This is a genomic window from Phenylobacterium sp. (assembly GCF_030693405.1).
Lineage (GTDB): Bacteria > Pseudomonadota > Alphaproteobacteria > Caulobacterales > Caulobacteraceae > Phenylobacterium.
The window spans coordinates 1-18,111 of sequence record NZ_JAUYAW010000063.1 but is presented as its reverse complement, the minus strand read 5'-3'; the positions used below and the strand labels follow the sequence as shown (position 1 = coordinate 18,111).

14 protein-coding genes and 1 pseudogene are annotated in these 18,111 nt (G+C 68.4%); 8 read left to right on the top strand and 7 right to left on the bottom strand.

Features of this window, described 5'->3' with window-relative positions; genetic code table 11:
• The coding region (locus tag Q8N19_RS13280) for a sulfatase-like hydrolase/transferase (protein WP_305591406.1) at nucleotides 1-433 on the bottom strand (433 nt) is incomplete at its 3' end.
• Nucleotides 434-605: 172 nt separating this feature from the next.
• On the opposite strand from Q8N19_RS13280, the gene Q8N19_RS13275 reads away from it, so the two are divergent.
• The 3 genes from Q8N19_RS13275 (at nucleotide 606) to Q8N19_RS13265 (ending at nucleotide 4,350) form a co-directional block, all read left to right on the top strand.
• Nucleotides 606-2,792 carry an arylsulfatase gene (locus Q8N19_RS13275; protein ID WP_305591404.1) on the top strand — a complete coding sequence of 729 codons (2,187 nt, stop codon included), beginning with the start codon at nucleotides 606-608 and terminating at the stop codon, nucleotides 2,790-2,792.
• 54 nt (nucleotides 2,793-2,846) lie between these two features.
• On the top strand, nucleotides 2,847-3,347 hold the full coding sequence (locus Q8N19_RS13270; RefSeq protein ID WP_305591402.1) for a DUF305 domain-containing protein: 501 nt from the start codon (nucleotides 2,847-2,849) through the stop codon (nucleotides 3,345-3,347).
• A 70-nt stretch (nucleotides 3,348-3,417) separates the two neighbouring features.
• Nucleotides 3,418-4,350 (top strand): phytanoyl-CoA dioxygenase family protein, encoded by a 933-nt coding sequence (locus Q8N19_RS13265; protein WP_305591400.1) that lies wholly within the window; start codon nucleotides 3,418-3,420, stop codon nucleotides 4,348-4,350.
• On the opposite strand, the gene Q8N19_RS13260 is transcribed toward Q8N19_RS13265, so the two are convergent.
• Complete coding sequence (locus Q8N19_RS13260) at nucleotides 4,337-6,418, bottom strand: ATP-binding protein (RefSeq protein ID WP_305591398.1); 2,082 nt, start codon at nucleotides 6,416-6,418, stop codon at nucleotides 4,337-4,339. The genes Q8N19_RS13265 and Q8N19_RS13260 overlap by 14 nt on opposite strands.
• Before the next feature lie 231 nt (nucleotides 6,419-6,649).
• On the opposite strand from Q8N19_RS13260, the gene Q8N19_RS13255 reads away from it, so the two are divergent.
• Nucleotides 6,650-7,273 carry a response regulator transcription factor gene (locus Q8N19_RS13255; RefSeq protein ID WP_305591396.1) on the top strand — a complete coding sequence of 208 codons (624 nt, stop codon included), beginning with the start codon at nucleotides 6,650-6,652 and terminating at the stop codon, nucleotides 7,271-7,273.
• Nucleotides 7,274-7,318: 45 nt separating this feature from the next.
• Here Q8N19_RS13255 and Q8N19_RS13250 read toward each other — a convergent pair whose 3' ends face one another.
• A complete protein-coding gene (locus Q8N19_RS13250) occupies nucleotides 7,319-8,161 on the bottom strand; it encodes a universal stress protein (RefSeq protein WP_305591394.1) in 843 nt (280 codons plus the stop codon).
• Between the two features lie 166 nt (nucleotides 8,162-8,327).
• Here Q8N19_RS13250 and Q8N19_RS13245 point away from each other — a divergent pair, with 166 nt between their 5' ends.
• Nucleotides 8,328-8,804: a host attachment protein gene (locus Q8N19_RS13245; RefSeq protein ID WP_305591392.1), complete on the top strand. Its 477-nt coding sequence runs from the start codon at nucleotides 8,328-8,330 to the stop codon at nucleotides 8,802-8,804.
• Between the two features lie 3 nt (nucleotides 8,805-8,807).
• Here the strand turns inward: Q8N19_RS13245 and Q8N19_RS13240 are convergent, their stop codons facing one another.
• Entirely contained in the window at nucleotides 8,808-10,055 is a 1,248-nt protein-coding gene (locus tag Q8N19_RS13240) for a hypothetical protein (RefSeq protein WP_305591391.1), read from the bottom strand.
• Nucleotides 10,056-10,395: 340 nt separating this feature from the next.
• Between Q8N19_RS13240 and Q8N19_RS13235 the strand changes: the two genes are divergently transcribed.
• The 3 genes from Q8N19_RS13235 to Q8N19_RS13225 all read left to right on the top strand — a co-directional run bounded on the left by Q8N19_RS13235 (nucleotide 10,396) and on the right by Q8N19_RS13225 (nucleotide 14,202).
• The gene (locus tag Q8N19_RS13235) at nucleotides 10,396-11,898 is read left to right on the top strand and encodes a PAS domain-containing methyl-accepting chemotaxis protein (RefSeq protein ID WP_305591389.1); all 1,503 of its coding nucleotides are present in this window, start codon (nucleotides 10,396-10,398) and stop codon (nucleotides 11,896-11,898) included.
• Between the two features lie 65 nt (nucleotides 11,899-11,963).
• The gene (locus Q8N19_RS13230) at nucleotides 11,964-13,403 is read left to right on the top strand and encodes a CehA/McbA family metallohydrolase (protein WP_305591387.1); all 1,440 of its coding nucleotides are present in this window, start codon (nucleotides 11,964-11,966) and stop codon (nucleotides 13,401-13,403) included.
• A gap of 172 nt (nucleotides 13,404-13,575) precedes the next feature.
• The gene (locus tag Q8N19_RS13225) at nucleotides 13,576-14,202 is read left to right on the top strand and encodes a DUF1134 domain-containing protein (RefSeq protein ID WP_305591385.1); all 627 of its coding nucleotides are present in this window, start codon (nucleotides 13,576-13,578) and stop codon (nucleotides 14,200-14,202) included.
• Between the two features lie 35 nt (nucleotides 14,203-14,237).
• On the opposite strand, the gene pheT is transcribed toward Q8N19_RS13225, so the two are convergent.
• From pheT to rplT, 3 genes and pseudogenes are all read right to left on the bottom strand, one after another.
• The gene (pheT, locus tag Q8N19_RS13220) at nucleotides 14,238-16,670 is read right to left on the bottom strand and encodes a phenylalanine--tRNA ligase subunit beta (protein ID WP_305591383.1); all 2,433 of its coding nucleotides are present in this window, start codon (nucleotides 16,668-16,670) and stop codon (nucleotides 14,238-14,240) included.
• A gap of 112 nt (nucleotides 16,671-16,782) precedes the next feature.
• Nucleotides 16,783-17,892 (bottom strand): phenylalanine--tRNA ligase subunit alpha, encoded by a 1,110-nt coding sequence (gene pheS / locus Q8N19_RS13215; protein WP_305591381.1) that lies wholly within the window; start codon nucleotides 17,890-17,892, stop codon nucleotides 16,783-16,785.
• Nucleotides 17,893-18,016: 124 nt separating this feature from the next.
• Nucleotides 18,017-18,111, bottom strand: a pseudogene (rplT, locus tag Q8N19_RS13210) (50S ribosomal protein L20); the annotation flags it as partial.

The following is an 18,111-nucleotide window of genomic DNA, read 5'->3' as shown; positions in this document are numbered from 1 at the left end:
GAATGCGGGTCATGCCGTCCGGGGTCGGCGTGAACTCGAAGCCGTGCCGGGTGGCGTAGCGACCGGTCATGATCATCGCCCGCGACGGCGCGCAGGTGGCCTGGCCGGCATAGGCCTGGCTGAGATTGGCGCCTCGGGCGGCCAGGGCGTCTATGTTCGGCGTCTTGACAAGGCCGCCAGCGATGCCGCCGCCAAAGGTGCTGATGTCGTTGATGCCCAGGTCGTCGGCCAGAATGACGATCACATTGGGTGGCCGCTCGCCCTCAGGCGCCACATCGGGGCCCCTGGCCCACTCAATTTCCTGGTTTTCGGCGATCTCCTGTTTGCCCAGGTTCCCCACCACGAAAAGGATGATTGACTTGTAGTTGGCCAGGCCAAGCCCGATGGCCACCAGGAGGGCGAGCCCCACTCCCAACCAGATTTTGCGCGACATCGACGGCCTCCCCGACCAAAGTTTTGGCACGATACGCGCCATTGTCTCCGAGACTCAAGCCCCTAGGCTCGGGCGGGAGGTCGGCGGTGCGAGCTTGCATGAATTGGCAGTCGTCGTGCATATAGATCGCAGACATTGATGGGGGCGGCGCATGTCGGGTCGGGGTAGGGTTATGGGGCAGGGGCGTTCCCGCCCTCTGATCGGTCTGGTCTGCGGCCTGTTGGCCCTGACCTGCGCCCTGCTGGCGCCGCCGGCGGAGGCTCAGGCCCAGACGGACGCCAAGCGCCCGAACATCGTCCTGATCCTGGTGGACGACGCCGGCTATACCGACTTCGGCGCCTATGGGAGCGAGATCGCCACCCCGACCATCGACGCCCTGGCCGCCCGCGGCGCGCGGTTCTCCAACTTCCACGCCACGCCCATGTGCGCGCCGTCGCGGGCCATGCTGATGACCGGTCTCGACAGCCATACGGCCGGCGTCGCCAACCTGCCGGAGACCACGCCGCCGGCCCATCGCGACCTGCCGGCCTATCAGGGGCGCCTGGCGCCGGGCGTTGAAACCGTCGCCACCCGCCTGAAGCGGGCCGGCTATCGCACCTACATGGCCGGCAAATGGCACCTGGGTCACGGTCCCGGCGACGTGCCCGACGCCCACGGCTTCGACCGCTCCTTCGCCCTGGACGCCACCGGCGGCGACAACTGGGATGAGCGGTCCTACTTCCCCCTCTACAAGCGCTCGCCCTGGTTCGAGGACGGCAAGCCCGCCACCCTGCCGAAGAACTTCTATTCGTCGGAATTCCTGGTCGACCAGATGATCGGCTATATCGGCGACGGGTCAGGGGACGCCGCGCCCTTCTTCGCCTATCTCCCCTTCCTGGCCATCCACATCCCGGTTCAGGCGCCAGAGTCCTATGTTCGCAAGTACGAGGCGACCTATCGCGACGGCTGGACGGCCCAGCGGGAGCGCCGGCGCCAGGGGGCGGTGCGGACGGGGCTGATCTCGGCTGAGACGCCCATGGGCCCGCCGCCGCGCAATGTGGCGGAGTGGAACGCCCTGTCGCCGGAGGCCCAGGCCCTGGCGGCCCGGTCCATGGCCATCAACGCCGGCATGCTGGAGGCCATGGACCACCACTTCGGGCGGCTGGTGGACCACCTGCGGGCCACCGGCCAGTACGACAACACCTTGTTTGTCATCCTCTCCGACAACGGGCCGGAAGCCGGCGACCCGGTGGCCGAGCCGCTGTTTCGGCTCTGGCTGCGACGGCAGGGCTACGCGTATGGGCCTGACATCATGGGCGGGCCTGGAACCTACGCCGCCATCGGCCCAGGCTGGGCCAGCGCGGCGGCGGCGCCGGGCGCGCTCTACAAGTTCTACACCGGGGAGGGCGGCCTGCGGGTCCCGCTGATCATGGCCGGGCCGGGTCTGCCGCAGGGCCAGACGGTGCGGGCCTTCAGCCTCATCTCCGACATCGCCCCGACCCTGCTCGACCTGGTAGGCGTCGATCATCCGCCCCTGCATGGCCGCAGCCTGACGCCGGTGCTGACGGGCCAAGCCGACCGGGTCTACGGACCAGACGATCCCGTCGGCCTTGAGGCGGCCGGCGACGCGGCCCTGTTCAAGGGCGACTACAAGCTTACCCGCAACGCCGGCGTCTGGGGCGATCCCGCCTGGCGACTTTACGACATCGTCCGCGATCCCGGGGAGACCACGGACCTGGCGCTGGCGCAGCCTGAGCGGGTGGCCGGCATGTTGGCCGATTACCAAGCCTATGCGAAGGCGGTCGGCGCCGCCGAGATTCCAGAGGGTTTCTCCGCCGACCGGCAGATCGCCCTGAACCTGGCGGCCCATATTCTGGCGGACTTCCGCGCGCCCCTGCTGATCGGTCTCGGCGTTCTAGTGGCGGTCATCGGCCTTGCGGTGTTCGGCTGGCGGCGGTTCGCCCGCAGCCGGCCCGAGCGCGCCGCCACTCTGGGGCGCGGGATTGCGCGGGGCCTGGTGGGTTTGGTGGGCCTGCTCATGGTCGCCATCGCCTTGCGGATCTGGACTCAGCCCCTGGTGTTCGCGGCCACCCTCGGACTGGCGGCCAATGGCCCGCTGGGGATCGCCAGTCTGCGAGCCGACCTCGGGGGCTTCTTCGGGGCGGGCGGCCTGTTCGCCCTCCTGGCGGCCCTGCGGGCAGATCGCCGCTGGCTGGCGCCGGCCCTGATCCTGCTGGGCCTCGCCCTCACCGGGCGGGTGATCAGCCTGATCGCCTCGGGCGGTGGCGTGATGCAGATCCCGCCGATGATCGTCGAGGCCCTGCTGATCGCGATCCTGGCGCTAGGCTGGCGGGCCTTACGGCCGGGTCCGGCGACTTAAGGGCGCCAAAGACGAGCCTGTGCGTTCCGCCTCCAGCAAAACAGGAGGCCTGCCATGAGCTATGCCCGATTTGGCGCCATGATCGCCACCTCGACCCTGGTCATGTTCGTGTTGATGTATCTGAACACCTACGCCCTCGACCATGTGATGTTCAGTCAGACCCGCGCCTATATGGCCCTGGTCATGGGCGCGACCATGGCCGTTATCATGCTGCTCTTCATGCTCAGCATGTATCCCAACAAAGCCTTGAATCTCGCCATCCTCGCCGGCGCGGTGGTCGTCTTCGCCGGCGCCCTGTGGATGGTGCGCAGCCAGACTGCCGTGGGCGATGTGGCTTATATGAAGGCCATGACGCCGCACCACTCCATCGCGATCATGACCAGCGAACGGGCCCATATTCGCGATCCTCGGGTGCGGGTCCTGGCCGATAAGATCCTGGCCGCCCAGGTGCGCGAGATCGCCGAGATGAAGGCCCTGATCGCCGAGCTGGAGCAAAACCCGCCACCGGCCGACGCGCCTCTCCTGGCGCCCGGACGACCAGACGGCGGCGGGTGAGCGCGCCTGACAGGGTTAACGGGTTCTTCAGGGGCGCAGGGGAGACTCCGCGGGCAATCTCGGAGGCTTCATGACCGCCGTCCGCGCCGCCGCGCCCGTCACGCCCCATCCCGCCGTCGCCGACTTCATCGCCCACGGGGCCCATGTCTTCGAGGATCTGGTCGACCCCCAGGCCGCGGCCGCCGTGCTGGCCGACATCCGCGCCACCCGCCCCTTCGACCACCGGCTGTTCCTGAGCGAGGCCGAATTCGACGCCGATCCGCAGCATGTGGGCGTCAATCCCCGCCCGGGCCGCAACCTGCTCGAACGGTTCGAAGACCGTCTGGACTTCGTCGAGCAGGCTCCGCACATCGCCAGCGCCATCCAGGCGCTGCTCGGGGACGGCTACGAGCTGTTGAACCGCAAGGTGGTCTGCGGCGTGCCCCAGGCCTCGGTGCCGCCCTGGCTCAGGACTCGGATCCTGGGTAATCCGGTGAACAATCTCGGCGCCTATGTGCGGCCGGAGTACCGGGACGTGACCTATTTCTACGGGATCGATTTCCACCAGGACCTGATCGACTACCGCGACCGGCCGGCCGATTTCCTGACCCTCTATGTCTATCTCCATCCCGTCAGCCAGCTGGACGCGCCGCTGTTCCTGCTCACTGGCTCGCACCAGCTGGGCGGGACGGTGTTTCCGCACGACCTGACCCGTCAGGACGCCGAGACCTGGACCTATCGTGATGGCCGCGGCGGAGAGACCGCGGTGCGCCAGAAGCTGCTCACCGGGCCAGCCGGCTTCGCCGCCATCTGGCACGCCTGCACCCTGCACGGCACCCAGCCTGACGCCGCCGACCACGAGCGCATCTCGCTGCGCTACCTGCTCGCCCGGGGGCGCGAGCCTGCGGGTATTGACGAGGTGAACCAGACCCTGCGAGGGCCGCTCGCCCTGCCGCAGACCCGCCTCGACCTCGCCCCGGACGGCCAGGCGGTGGTCAAGGGCAATATCGTCAACCAGGTCTGACGGCGTCGGCGGCCCACAGGGCCGCAGACAGCACCTCTAGCAGCTCGGCCGCCCGTATGGGCTTGGCGACAAAGGCGGTCATACCTGCGCGCATACAGGCCTCGACTTCGTCGGGCGCCGCATTGGCCGTTACGGCGACGATGGGGATATCGCACAGGGGGCTGGCCAGGGCCCGAATTTGGCGGGTGGCCTCAAGCCCGTCCATGCGAGGCATGTTGACGTCCATCAGCACCAGATCATAGCCGCCCCGGGTCACTGCCTCCACGGCCGCCACGCCGTCCTCGGCGAAGTCAAAATTCAGCCCAGCCTCCTCCAGGACGATGGAGGCCACCAGCCGGTTGAGCGGGTGATCCTCGGCCACCAGGATCCTGGGATCATGCGCCCGGGCGCCGCCATCGGAGGCGCGATCCGCCGGTTCGCGGGCCGGCCCTGCCGCATCGGCCAAGGGCATGGGCAGATCGACCACGAAACGGGCCCCGCCGCTCGGGGCGGGCTCCACCCAGATCCGTCCGCCCATCAGGCCGGCCAGCTCCCGGCAGATGGCCAGGCCCAGACCTGCGCCGCCGTGGCGCCGGGTTCGCTCGGAATCGGCCTGGACAAAGGGTTCGAACAGCCGCTCCCGGTCGTGGGCCGCGACGCCAGGACCGCTGTCGATCACCTCGAACCGCAGCCGCTGGTCCTGGCTCACCGGGCGGGCCTTGAGGGTGATCGCCCCGCGGTCGGTGAACTTGATCGCATTGTTCACCAGGTTGGACAGGATCTGCCGCAGGCGCTGGGCGTCCCCGACCCTTGCGGCGGCCAGGCCCTTCTCCTGAACCCGCAGCTCCAGCCCCTTGGCTTCGGCCGCGAAACGCCAGACCTCGGCCACCGCCCTGACCGCCTCTCGGGGACTGAAGACCTGGGGTTCGATCTGCAGCTGGCCGGACTCCACCCGCGACAGGTCGAGGATCTCATTGAGAATGGAGAGCAGGCCCTGGCCCGAAGAGGAGATGATTTCCACCAGGTCCTGATCGGCCGGCGCCAGGCCACGTCGCCCCAGCGCCTCTGACACCGCCAGTATGCCGTTCAGTGGCGTGCGCAGTTCGTGGCTCATGGTGGCCAGGAAACGGGACTTGGCCTGGTTGGCCCGTTCAGCCTCGGCCCGGGCCGCGGCGTTGTCGGCGGCCAGGCGTTCCAGGGCGAGCTTCTGGGCCTCCAGTCCCTGACTCACAGCCTGAAGCTCACCGATCTTGTGGCGTAGGGCGGCGTTGGCCGAACGCAGCGCCTCGTCCTTCTCCAGCCTCTGGCTGATGTCCCGGCAGACGCCGATGAACTTGCGTTCGCCCGCGATGAACGCCTCGCCCACCGAAAGCTCTATAGGCAGCCTGCGGCCGTCCCGACGCAGTAGCGGAAAGGGTCTGGGGCCGACGTTCAGGATCCCGCTTTCGCCAAACTCCAGATAGCGTTCGATCTGTCCCTGGTGACTGCTGCGGAAGGGTTCTTCCATCAGCACGGTGATCGGGGCGCCGACCAGGTCGTCGGCCGCCCAGCCGGTCAGCTGTTCGGCCGCCCCGTTGGCCAGTTCGATCCGTCCGTCGGTGTCGATGACGATCACAGCGTCCGCCGCATGGCTGAGAATGGCCCGCAGCCGATCCTCAAGCGCCTCTAGGCGAAGCCGGCTCTCCAGGCGCTGGGTGACATCCTCGATGGTCAGGACGAGCCCCGCCGGTCCCGCCCCATCTCCCTGGCAGCGAGGCAGGACGCCAAGCTTCAGGGTCCGGGTTTCGGCGCCGTAGCCCGAGACGATCCTGATGGCGCCTGGCCGGGCCTCCAGCGCGCCGGAGATCAGCGGCTCCAGCTGCGCCAGGTCGCTGGGCGTAAACAGGTGGGTCAGTCGCGCCCCGGCCGTGCAGGGCGCCTTGCCTGCCGCGCCCCCGGGCAGGGCGCAAGCCCCGCCGACGAACCGCAGCTCGGCGTCGAAGTCCAGCACCATGAAGGCGAAGTCGGCCTGCAGGAACTCGCTGACCAGCAGGTCAGGCGCCCCGGACGCCGACGAGGACGCAATCGATCCGGTCTCCATTTGGCTCATGAGTGGCTTCAGCTCCCCTCTCGCGAGCCTCTCCCCGTTCGTTTCCCGGATAAATCCCACCCAATGGCCATGCCTTGACCCTGCCGCGTCGACGCCCATCACCGGTTGACCTGAACCGCGCCGAATGGTCATGGCCGGGCGGCCAGGTGACGCAGATCAAGGATATCCCTACTCAAAGTGAGGTTTGATCACTTGAGCCTTCAGGCGCACGCGTATGGCGGGTAATTTACTGTGAGTGAAACCAGAGTTGCGATTGTAAGTCGTCAGCCGGTCTGCCGACGGGCCCTGGCGACTTTGCTGTCCGGCGAGTTGGGCGAGGGCGCAGTGATCGAGGCGGCGACTTTGGGCGAGCTTGCCGAGAGCCCTCCCTTTTCACTGCTCTTGGTCGATCCGCTGTCGGCTGCGGAACTGGCGGAGGTGCTGACGGAGTCCATGTCGGCGCCCGCCGTTCGCCGCCTGTTGATGGCGCCTGAGCGGGATCTGGCCCTGGCCCGCCGCGCCCGGGTCCATGGCTTTTCCGGCATACTGCCCAAGACCGACGAGGCGCCGCTGATGCTCGCGGCGATCCGGCTAGTCCTGGCCGGCGGAGAGTACTTCCCATGTTTTGAAGAGGCCGAGGCGCCGCTAGGTTCGGCGGCGCAGGGGCCGACCGACCGCCTGTCAAAACGCCAGCGTGAAGTGCTGGAGGAGATGCGTCTGGGCCGCACGAACAAGGAGATCGCCAAGACGCTGGGCATCTCCATCGCCACGGTGAAGCTGCATGTTCAGGCTGTGCTGGGCGCAGCCGGGGCGCGAAACCGCACTGAGGCGGTCACACGCCTCTTTCCGGGCGCGCCGGGCGGCCAGGACGGGTGAGCCCACGGAAACACTCCGTGCTCCGTGGGCGGAGCCCCTAGGGCGTCAGTGACTCAGTAGAAGGTGGCAGGTCGGCTCGTCCATCAGGGTGCGGGTCACGCCGCCGAACACCCACTCCCGCAGGCGGCTCTGCCCATAGGCTCCGGCGATGATCAGGTCAGCGCCGATGGCCTGGGCGGTCGCATTCAGTTCGCCGACCACGCCGGCGTCCGGGGCGATGCTCACCTTCGCCGTGGCGCGAACGCCGCGCCGGGACAGATAGGCGATGACGTCATCGACCTGGCGCTGGACAGCGCCGGCTTCGTCCTGGGCGCAGACCGCCACGACCACCACCTGCTCGGCCCGCTGCAGGAAGGGCAGACCATCCTGCAGGGCGCGGCGGGCTTCGCGGGTGTCCTTCCAGGCCAGGACCACCGCGCGGCCGTCGAGGGGGCTCGCCTTGGCGGGCGTCACCAGGACCGGCCGGCCGCTCCGCATCACAACCTCCGCCGGGTCGGCGGCTCGGTAGTAGTTGGTCTGCGGATGGGCGCTCACCACCACCACGTCGCAGGCTCGGGCCGCTGCGGCCAGCGCCCGGGCCGGCATTTCGCGCATGGCGCGCCACTCGCTGTCGATCCCCGCACTGTCCAGGTTGAACGCCGCCTGAGCGGCGATCAGATCGTCATCAATCTGCTTGTTCATGGCCACCACCCATTCGGCGGTGTTCACCCCGCCATAGGGGCTGGCCACCAGGGGTTGGGCCATCTCAGCGCCCAGGCCGATCAGCCGGCCGCCCATGGACCTGGCCAGGGCGGCGGCCACCTGGACACGATCACGGGACGCCTCGCCGGGCTCCACATGGACCAGGACGCCGCCCAGGGCGGCGGTGTTGGCGGACATCTCTGACATGGCGGCTTCCTCAACGACCTCTGACGGGCGCTGTTTGGCCCGGCAGGTCGAAGGATAGGCCCACGCGTCGGCCGCGCCCACTCAGGGTTATCCCTTAGGTGATCCTCGCCCTGGCCGGGCCTTCTATTGATCTGTGTCACGGCGCGGCGGTCGGCGGCGGGAGTGAATGCCGCCGAAACTGGAGGACATGACCATGGACGTGACGGGAACCACCTGGATCCTGGTGGCCGATGGCGATCAGGCGCGACTTTTCGAAGAACGCCAGCGCGCCGGCGATGTGCGAGAGATTGAGGACCGCCACATGGGCCGGACCGGCGGAGACTACCCCAAGGCCGCCGCCCACGGAGCCACTGTCCATGACCGCGCCGGCCACGGTCAGCATGGCGCTGGCGAGCGAGCGCCGCATGAGGAGGCCGAGGACCGGTTTCTGGAGCGGGTCGCCGAGAGCCTGGCCGATCCGGCCCGCCGAGGCCTGTTCCAGGGTCTGGTGATCATGGCGCCCCCGCGGGCCCTTGGGGTTCTGCGCCAGGCCCTGCCCAAGGCGGCCCACGCCCTCTTGGAAGGGTCTGATCCCCATGAGTGCGTGCGCGAGACCGCCGATGACATCCGCGGCCGTCTGCGCAAGGTCCGGGCCAAGGCCTGAGCCTCAGGCGATCTGCGGCCGGGGGCTGACCAGGGTCGAGAGGACCGGCAACTGTTCGATCGGCCAGGGCCGGCCCCCAAGGGGTCTGATCTGGGGACGACAGATGCCAGGCCCGGTCAGGAAAGGGACCTTCGCCTCCAGGGCCATGTCCAGTTCCCGCCGGGTGCGGATATTGGTGACGCCTGGCCAGATCCTGCGCCGTTTATAGGCCTCGATCCGGGCGATGAAGCGCCGCAGCACGATCAGCCGCCGCTCGGGTTCGGCCTGGGGCAGGACCAGGGTCACGCTGGTCACGGCCTCGGCGGTCAGCTGTTCGATCTCGAAGGCCGGATCAAGCGTGCGCAGGTCGATGGCGCTGAAGTGGGTGTCGAGCGCGTCGCGCAGCTGCTTCAAGGCCTGGAAGGAGGGCGCGCGGGGCACGTCATAGACGGCCGCGGCCAGCCGTCTCCGCTCCGACACTGGCAGGATGGCCAGCAGGTCCAGATAGGCCGCCCGCCGGGACGGCCGCAGCAGGGTGGAGAATGAGATCGGCAGATACAGCGGGGCGTCCGAGGGGCTATCGGCGAGAAACTGGAAGGCTGCCACGACGCAGTCGGCGTCAAAGGCCGCAGGATTGGCCGGCAGGTGGTCATTCCCGTCTACAAGGCTGAAGTGGGTGCGGGCCTCGGCGGGCGTGCTGGCCACCACATCGGCGATGAAGATCTGCCGGGCGCTGTAATAGACCCCCTGCACGGCCTCGATATTGGGGTTCCGTTCGGCTGCGGATGGGGGCCTGCCGCTTGGCGGGTCCTCGGCCTCGTCCCCATCGGGGCGCACCGCCATCGGGGGCAACCTCAGCCGCCGCCCGTCCGGTGTGATGCGGCTCAGTCGACCGCCTTCCGGTGCGGCGCTCGCGTCCGTCATGGCCAGGGTCAGACGCGCCTCGCTCAGCTCGGCGAACTGCGCCATCGCCGGATCGTCGCCCTCGAACAGCAGAACGGTCACGTCGGCGCCGCCGGTCTCCCCCACTCCGAACAGATGGGCGTGCAGCTCAGCCGACAGCCGACCCAGCTCGGCGATGTCCAGTTCAGCGGCCTGGGGATCGTTCAGCAGAAAGGCGTAGGGGTTGATCGCCGAGAACTTGCGTGGCCACGACCAGCGCACCTCAAGGAAGGCGGTGGTGAACTTGGCCACGAGCAGGCCCAGGGCTTCCTCCGAATGTGCGCTCTGATCGGAGCGCACCACCACACGCAAACAGGCCAGGGCCGACACAAACGCTACTCCTATGCAGGCCGACAGCCTGACAGAGCGCGGGTGAAGGGGCCGTTAGCGCAGAGGGCTATCCCGCGAGAGGGCCGCCGCCGCCAGAGCCAGAACTCAATTACGCAAAATGAGTAGAATCTCCTGAGATTTACTAGCCATTTGGCCAGTTACGATGGGCGATATCATGAATAACGGCCTGAAAAACACCCTAAGGTGGCGTAGAGCATATATATCAACCTTGGTAATACAGATCGGTAAAGACCTGTTAAGTCGATTTGGAATACCCATGGTCTCGCTTGGCGGCGTCGATGAGGCCACGCCAGACGAAATCAAGCGGTATTGAGGAAGCATGTTCAAGAACTCAAAGTCGAAGCGGGCCGTTATGGGCCAGCAGCTGATTGAGGCTGAGGGAATGATCGCGGCGTTCAACCGATCGCAGGCGGTCATCGAATTCGCTCTGGACGGCACAATTCTGAAGGCCAACCAGAATTTCCTCGACGCCATGGGCTACACGACCGAAGAAATTGTCGGCCGTCATCACCGCATATTTGTTCAGCCTGAAGAGGCTGGCGGCTCAGAGTACAAGGCGTTCTGGGCGACCTTGAACCGCGGCGAATTCCTGTCCAGCAAGTATCTCCGCCTCGCCAAGGGTGGCCGCGAAGTCTGGATTCAGGCGACCTACAATCCGATCCTCGATGCGGACGGGAAGCCCGTGCGGGTGGTCAAGTTCGCCACCGACGTGACCGAGATCGAGATGGACCGCAAGCGCCGGCTGCAGGAGCAGCAGGCGGCCCATGCCCGCCAGGAGCAGGCCATGGCCGCGATCGGGGCCGGTCTCTCAGCTGTCGCGGCCGGCGACCTCATGGCGCGCATCGATGGCGACTTCCCCAGCGAATACGCCCGCCTGCAGACCGACTTCAACGCCGCCATCACCAGTCTGGCTGACGCCATGGGCGCCATCATCGGGGCGACCAGCAGCATTGACGGCGCAACCTCAGAGATCGCCCAGGCGGCTGATGACCTCTCGCGCCGCACCGAGCAGCAGGCCGCCAGCCTCGAGGAGACCGCTGCGGCGCTCGACGAACTCACCGCCACGGTCAAGCGCACCGCCGAGGGCGCCAAGGAGGCCCGTGACGTGGTCGGCGCCGCCCGCACCGATGCTGAGGCGTCGGGCCAGGTGGTCGGCGAGGCGGTCGCCGCCATGGGCCAGATCGAGCAGTCCTCGGCCCAGATCAGCCAGATCATCGGGGTGATCGACGAGATCGCCTTCCAGACCAACCTGCTGGCCCTGAACGCCGGGGTCGAGGCCGCCCGGGCCGGCGACGCCGGCCGCGGCTTCGCCGTGGTCGCCTCCGAAGTCCGGGCCTTGGCACAGCGCTCGGCCGAGGCCGCCAAAGAGATCAAGGCCCTGATCAGCGCCTCGACCGAACAGGTGGCCCAAGGGGTCGGCCTGGTCGGCAAGACCGGTGACGCGCTCCAGCGGATCGTCAGCCAGGTCGGCCGCATCACAGGCCTCGTGAGCGAGATCGCCGCCAGCGCGCAGGAACAGGCCACCGGCCTCCAGGAGGTCAATACGGCGGTCAACCAGATGGACCAGATGACCCAGCAGAACGCCGCCATGGTCGAACAGTCCACCGCCGCCAGCCAGGCCCTGGCCCAGGACGCGGGCGAACTGACCCGGCTGATCAGCCGCTTCACGGTGGCCGGCGCCGAAACCCGAAGCGCGCCCGCTCGGCGTCCGACCGCCCCGCCGCCCCGCACGCAACGCCCGCAGGCCCGCTACCAGACTCAAGGGTCCGCGGCCCTGAAGATGGCGCCCCAGACCCAGGGCGATAGCTGGGAAGAGTTCTAAGACCGCCCCGATGCTGCCAGGATAGGTCGGGCTCTCCCGCTGAGCCCGATGGGCGAGGGGCGAATATGGTGCGACTTGCGGCGGCGCTTGCGTGTCTTCTGGTCGTGGCGCTCGCCGGCGCTTCGACGGCCTCGCCGATTCCTGAACGCCCAGCCGACATCCGCCTGGAGGGCCAACTCACCCGGGCCGATCACGAGACCTATGTGGAGTCGCCCTTCGTCGTGCCCTTGGGGACGGGGCGGCTCATCGTTGTCTTCCGCCACGACGGGGGTGACGTCCGCACGACGATAGATCTTGGCTTGCGCGACCCTGAGCGCTTCCGGGGCTGGAGCGGCGGCGCGCGCGACCGGTTCACGATAGCATCGACCGATGCGACGCCGTCCTATCTCCCAGGCCCCCTGCCGGCCGGACGCTGGGCGCTGGTCCTGGGCGTCCCCAATCTGCGGGTCGGAGTGACCACCCACTACACAGCCGAAATCTGGCTGGAGCCGCAGGATGCGCCCTTCGCAGGTCTCTCCGACACGCCCCTGGCCGCTGCGCCGGGCTGGTGGCGCGGCGACCTGCATGTCCATTCGGGCCACAGTGATGGAACCTGCCGCAGCCGGCGTGGGGCGGCCGTCCCCTGTCCCCTGTTCAAGGTCGTCGAGGCGGCGGCGGCGCGGGGCCTGGATTTCGTGGCGCTCACCGAACACAACGCCGCCTCCCACGCCCAGGGCCTGCGGGAACTGCAGCCCTATTTCGACGATATCCTGCTGATTCCGGGCCGGGAGCTGACCACCTTTCAGGGTCACGCCAATCTGTTCGGCCTGACCGCCCCCCTGGAGTTCCGCCTGGGCGCCCCGGGCGCCGCAGACCTGAACGCCCTAGCCGACCGGGCCAGAAGCCGCGGCGCCGTGGTGTCGATCAACCACCCGCGCATGCCGTCGGGCGAGGCCTGCATGGGCTGCGGTTGGCGGGGCGACCTCGACGCCTCGAAGATCGATGCGGTCGAGGTGCTCAACGGCGGGGCCATGGCCGCGTTTGGCGGCAGGGCTGAATCGCCGCTCAGCGGGATCGGCTTCTGGCAAGATCTGCTGGATCAGGGTCATCAGATCACCGCCATCGCCGGCAGCGACAGCCATGACCCTGACCGCCCCGTCGAGGCGCACGGCGCGCTGGGCCGGCCTGCCACCGTGATCTGGGCCGCCAGTCTCTCTCAGTCTGACCTGATGGCTGGCCTGCGGTCGGGCCGGGCCTTCATCGATCTCACCCATCCTGGCCTCGCCGCCTTCGACCTGGAGGCCCACTCAGGGGAGGCCCGCGTCGTCATGGGCGGCCAGATCCCGGCGCCGGCGGGTCAGGTCATCGCCTTCCGCGCGACCATCGCCGGGCGCCCGCCGCCCGCCTTCATGTGGTCGAGCCGGGCGGCGCCGTTGAAGTCCTGCCCGTGCCTGAAGGCTCCCAGGCGACGGTGGCCTTCACCCGACGCAGCGACGGCCGGGCGGGCTGGCTGCGGCTGGAGTTGAGGGATCTCGATGGGGCGCTGCTGGCGCTCTCCAATCCGATCTATCTGACTGCGCCTGGCGCCACTCTGCCCTGAGGCCCGCAACCCAACATGCTTAATCAGACATTAAGCCAAGCTGCCCCATTCATGCCTTCGAGAGACGGGACGATCCCACCGTCATCAGGAGAACAGACATGGACCGTCGCAAGCTGATCGTAAGCGGACTGGCGGCGGCCGGCACGGCTGGCCTCGCCGGCTGCGCCACGGCCCAGCCCGCCCCTCAGGGGGCGCCCCTGCCTGAGCAGGACCCCAACTTCCCGGTGGAGGCCCAGCAGGCCGCCACCTATTCCCGCGACGAGATCGTCCGTGATGTGTCCGACTTCCTCGGCGTGACGGCTGAGGCCGCCGGCGGGGCGATTGAGCGCGTCTTCGCCGAGAACGGCAGCCCCACCGGCTATATCGCTGGCGAGGAAGGCTCGGCCGCCATCACCATCGGCGCCCGCTACGGCCGCGGCCTGCTCTACATGAAGAACCGCCAGACCCAGGAGGTCTTCTGGCAGGGACCCTCCCTCGGCTGGGATCTGGGCGCCAACGCAAGCCGGGTCTTCACCCTCTGCTACAACCTGCACTATCCGGACGCGATCTTTCAACGCTTCCCCGGCGTTGAGGGCACGGCCTATCTGGTCGGCGGCCTTGGGGTGAACTACCAGCGGGCCAACGACATCATCCTGGCGCCCATCCGGGCCGGGGTCGGCCTGCGTCTGGGGGCCAATGTCGGCTACCTGGCCTATAGCCGCCAGCGCAACATCTTCCCGTTCTAAAGGGGACGGGCGCGGCAGACGCCGCGCCCTTCGCCCTAGCTGCGCAGACGGGCGCCTACGGCCTTGGCCGCGGCGGCCACCACCTTGGCCGAAAGCTGCTCGATCTCGGCCTCGGCCAGGGTGTGGTCCTGCGGCTGGACCAGGATCTCCACGGCCAGGGACTTCACGCCCTCGCCCAGGTTGGCCCCGCGATAGACGTCGAACACCCGGGCCTGAGCGATCAGCGCCTTGTCGGCGCCGGACACCGCCCGGATCAGGTCGCCCGCGGCCACCGCCTCATCCACCACAAAGGCGAAGTCGCGGCTGAGCGGCATGTGCGGCGAGAGCGACAGGGCGGCCTTGGTCTTCACCGCCTTGCGCTTGCCCTCCGGCAGAGCGTCGATATTGAGCTCGAAGGCCAGCATCGGTCCGGCCACGTCCAGGGTCTTCAGCACCTGCGGATGCAGCGCGCCGAACTCGGCCACGATGGTCTTGGGGCCAAGCTGCAGGCGAGCCGAGCGGCCCGGATGCCACCAGGACGAGGACGACCCCTGGGCGGTCTGCAGGGCAGGCGCCCCCAGTTCGTCCAGCAGGGCCATCAGATCGGCCTTGAGCGTGAACAGCGGATCATCGCCGCCCCCGTCCCAGCGCCGGGGCGCATGGGGGGCGATCAGGCCGGCCACAACCGACGACTGGCCCGCTGGCGTATCGTCCCGATAGATCGGGCCGATCTCGAACAGGGCCACATCGGCGAACCCCTTGCGGGCGTTTCGCCCGGCCGCCTCGATCAGATTGGGCAGGACCGAGGGCCGCATGCAGTCCAGATCGGAAGAGATCGGGTTGGTGATCATCAGGGCGTCGTCGCCGCCGCCGAACAGCCGCGCAGCGCTGCGGGGCAGGAAGCTCCAGCTGACCGTCTCAGCATAGCCCATGGCCGCCATGGCCCGGCGGGCGGTGCGCATCCGGCCCTGGCGCACGCTCAGCACGCCGCCGGCGGGCCGGGGCATCTCAGGCAGGGGCTCGACGGGCAGGGCGCCATAGCCCTCGATCCGCGCCACCTCTTCCACCAGGTCGGCGCGGCCTTCGACGTCGCGCCGCCAGGTGGGCGGGGTGACCTGACCGCCGTCCACGGAAAAGCCCAGGTCCCGCAGGATCTGGTCGATGCGGTCATCGCTCAAGGCCAGGCCGGTGAGCTGGCGCACATAGCTGCGGTCAAATGCGATGGACTCTGGCGCCGCAGGCGGCTCGCCCGCGACCACGACCACGGAGGCCTCGCCGCCGCAAAGATCCAGGATCAGCCGGGTGGCCAATTCCAGGCCATCGACGACGAAGCCCGGATCGACGCCGCGGGCGAAACGGTACTGGGCGTCCGACGTGATGCCAGTAGTGCGGCCGGTCTGGGCGGTGCGGATCGGATCGAACCAGGCGCTTTCCAGGAAGACCTCGGTGGTGTCGTCCGAACAGCCGGTGCTCTCGCCGCCCATGACGCCGCCCAGGCCGACGGGCCGCTCACCGCCAGCGTCGGCGATGACGCACATTTCCGAGGTCAGGTCATAGGTCTTGCCGTCCAGGGCGATCAGCTGTTCGTCCCGGTGTTCGGCCGGCGTCGGCGCATCGGTATGGCTCGGCGCGCTGGCGTCCCGACCAGCGCCCAGGCGGGCCACGATCACGTCGCCCACCAGCTTGGCCCGGTCATAGACGTGCAGGGGCCGGGCCCGGTCGTAGGAGATCAGGTTGGTGATATCGACCAGGGTATTGATCGGGCGCAGGCCGATGGAGATCAGCTTCTGCTGCAGCCAGGCCGGCGAGGGGCCGTTTTTCACGCCGCGGATCAGCCGGCCGGAAAAGACCGGGCAGGCGTCCGGCGCATCAAGCCGAATGGCCACCGGGCAGGGGAAGGCGCCCTTCACCGGCGCCACCGACGTATTTTTCAGCGTGCCGAGGCCCGCGGCGGCCAGATCACGGGCGATGCCTGCGACGCCCAGCCAGTCGGGGCGGTTGGGGGTCACCTCGAAATCGATGACCGCTTCCAGGCCCAGGGCATCGGCGGCCGAGGTCCCGACGGCGAGATCGCCCGGCAGCTCCATGATCCCCTCGGACTCCTCGGCGGCCTCGAGCTCTGAGGCCGAGCAGAGCATGCCGTTGGAGACCACCCCGCGCACCGGGCGCGCCTCCAGCGTAATGCCCGAGCCCGGCACATAGGCGCCCAGCGGCGCATAGATGGTGGTCAGGCTAGGCCGCGCGTTCGGGGCGCCGCAGACGATCTCCTTGCGGCCGTCCTTGGTGTCCACCTGGCAGACCCGCAGGCGGTCGGCGTTGGGGTGCTGCACCGCCTCGATGATCTTGGCCACGGAGAAGGCCGCCAGCTTGGCCGCCGGATTCTCCACATGCTCGACCTCCAGGCCGGCCATGGTCATGGCCTCGACCACCTGATCGACAGTGGCCTGGGTCTCCAGGTGTTCCTTGAGCCAGGAAAGAGTGAACTTCATCGTATCAGCTCGTCAGATCCGTCCCCTCCTGCGAGGGGGGCTGGCCAAGCGGCGAGGCGGACCTCGCGCTTGCACCGGGGGCGCCCCTTAAGAAGGGCGCTTCGAACAGAGGTCAGCTCAAACCCGTGGCCGGGTTTGGCATGGCGAAGGGCGAAAAGCCGTAGTGGCCGAGCCAGCGGGCGTCGCCGGCGAACATGTCGCGCAGGTCCGGCATGCCGTATTTCAGCATGCCCAGCCGATCGACGCCGAAGCCGAAGGCGAAGCCCTGCCAGATCTCGGGATCCAGGCCGCAGTTGCGCAGCACATTGGGATGCACCATCCCGCAGCCCACCACCTCCAGCCAGTCGGTCCCCTGGCCGATCTTGATGTCGCCGCCCGACCGGTCGCACTGCACGTCCATCTCCGCCGACGGCTCGGTGAAGGGGAAGTGGTGCGGCCGGAACCGGCTGACCACGCCCTCGGTCTCGAAGAACCGCGAGATGAAGGTCTCCAGCGTCCATTTCAGGTGGCCCATATGGACGGCCTTGTCGATCACCAGGCCCTCCATCTGGTGGAACATGGGCGTGTGGGTGGCGTCGGAGTCGCAGCGATAGGTGCGGCCAGGCACCACCACGCGGATCGGCGGCTCCTGGCCGGTGGCGACCCAGGCCGGGACCTTCTCGTTGATCTGGCGCATCACCCGCACCTGCACCGGGCTGGTGTGGGTGCGCAGCACCTTGCGCTCGCCGGCCTCGTCGGCCGCCATGAAGAATGTGTCGTGCATCTCCCGCGCCGGGTGCTTGGGCGGGAAGTTCAGCGCGGTGAAATTGTTGAAGTCGGTCTCGATGTCCGGGCCTTCGGCCACCGAGAAGCCCATTTCGGCGAAGATGGAGACCATCTCGTCCATCACCTGCATGGTGGGATGGACGCTGCCCCGGCGTCGGGGCGGGGCGGGCAGGGACAGGTCGACGCCCTCGGCGGCCAGGCGGCGGTCGAGCTCAGCGGCCTCCATCTGCGCCTTGCGTTCGCCCAGCCGGCTGGCGACGGCGTCGCGCAGGCCGTTGATCAGCGGACCTTGCTCGCGGCGCTCGTCGGGGCTCATCTTGCCCAGCGACTTCAGCAGCTCGGAAATCTGGCCGCTCTTGCCGAGGGCTGCGATGCGGATCGCCTCCAGGGCGGCGGCGTCGGGGGCGGCCTCCACCTGGGCGATCAGGTCGGTCTTCAGGATGTTCAGATCGGTCATGGCCTGGGTGCTCTATCGCGTGGTCGTATCGGCGGGAAGGGCGCGCAGCAAAAAGCCCTCCGACGGCGACGCCGGAGGGCTTTTCAGTGAGATCGGAGGCGGGCGTGGAAGCCCGCCGCAATCCTTAAGCCAGCGCGGCGCGAACCTTGTCAGCGATGGCCTTGAAACCGATCGGATCGTTGCCGGCGATGTCGGCCAGCACCTTGCGATCCATCTCGA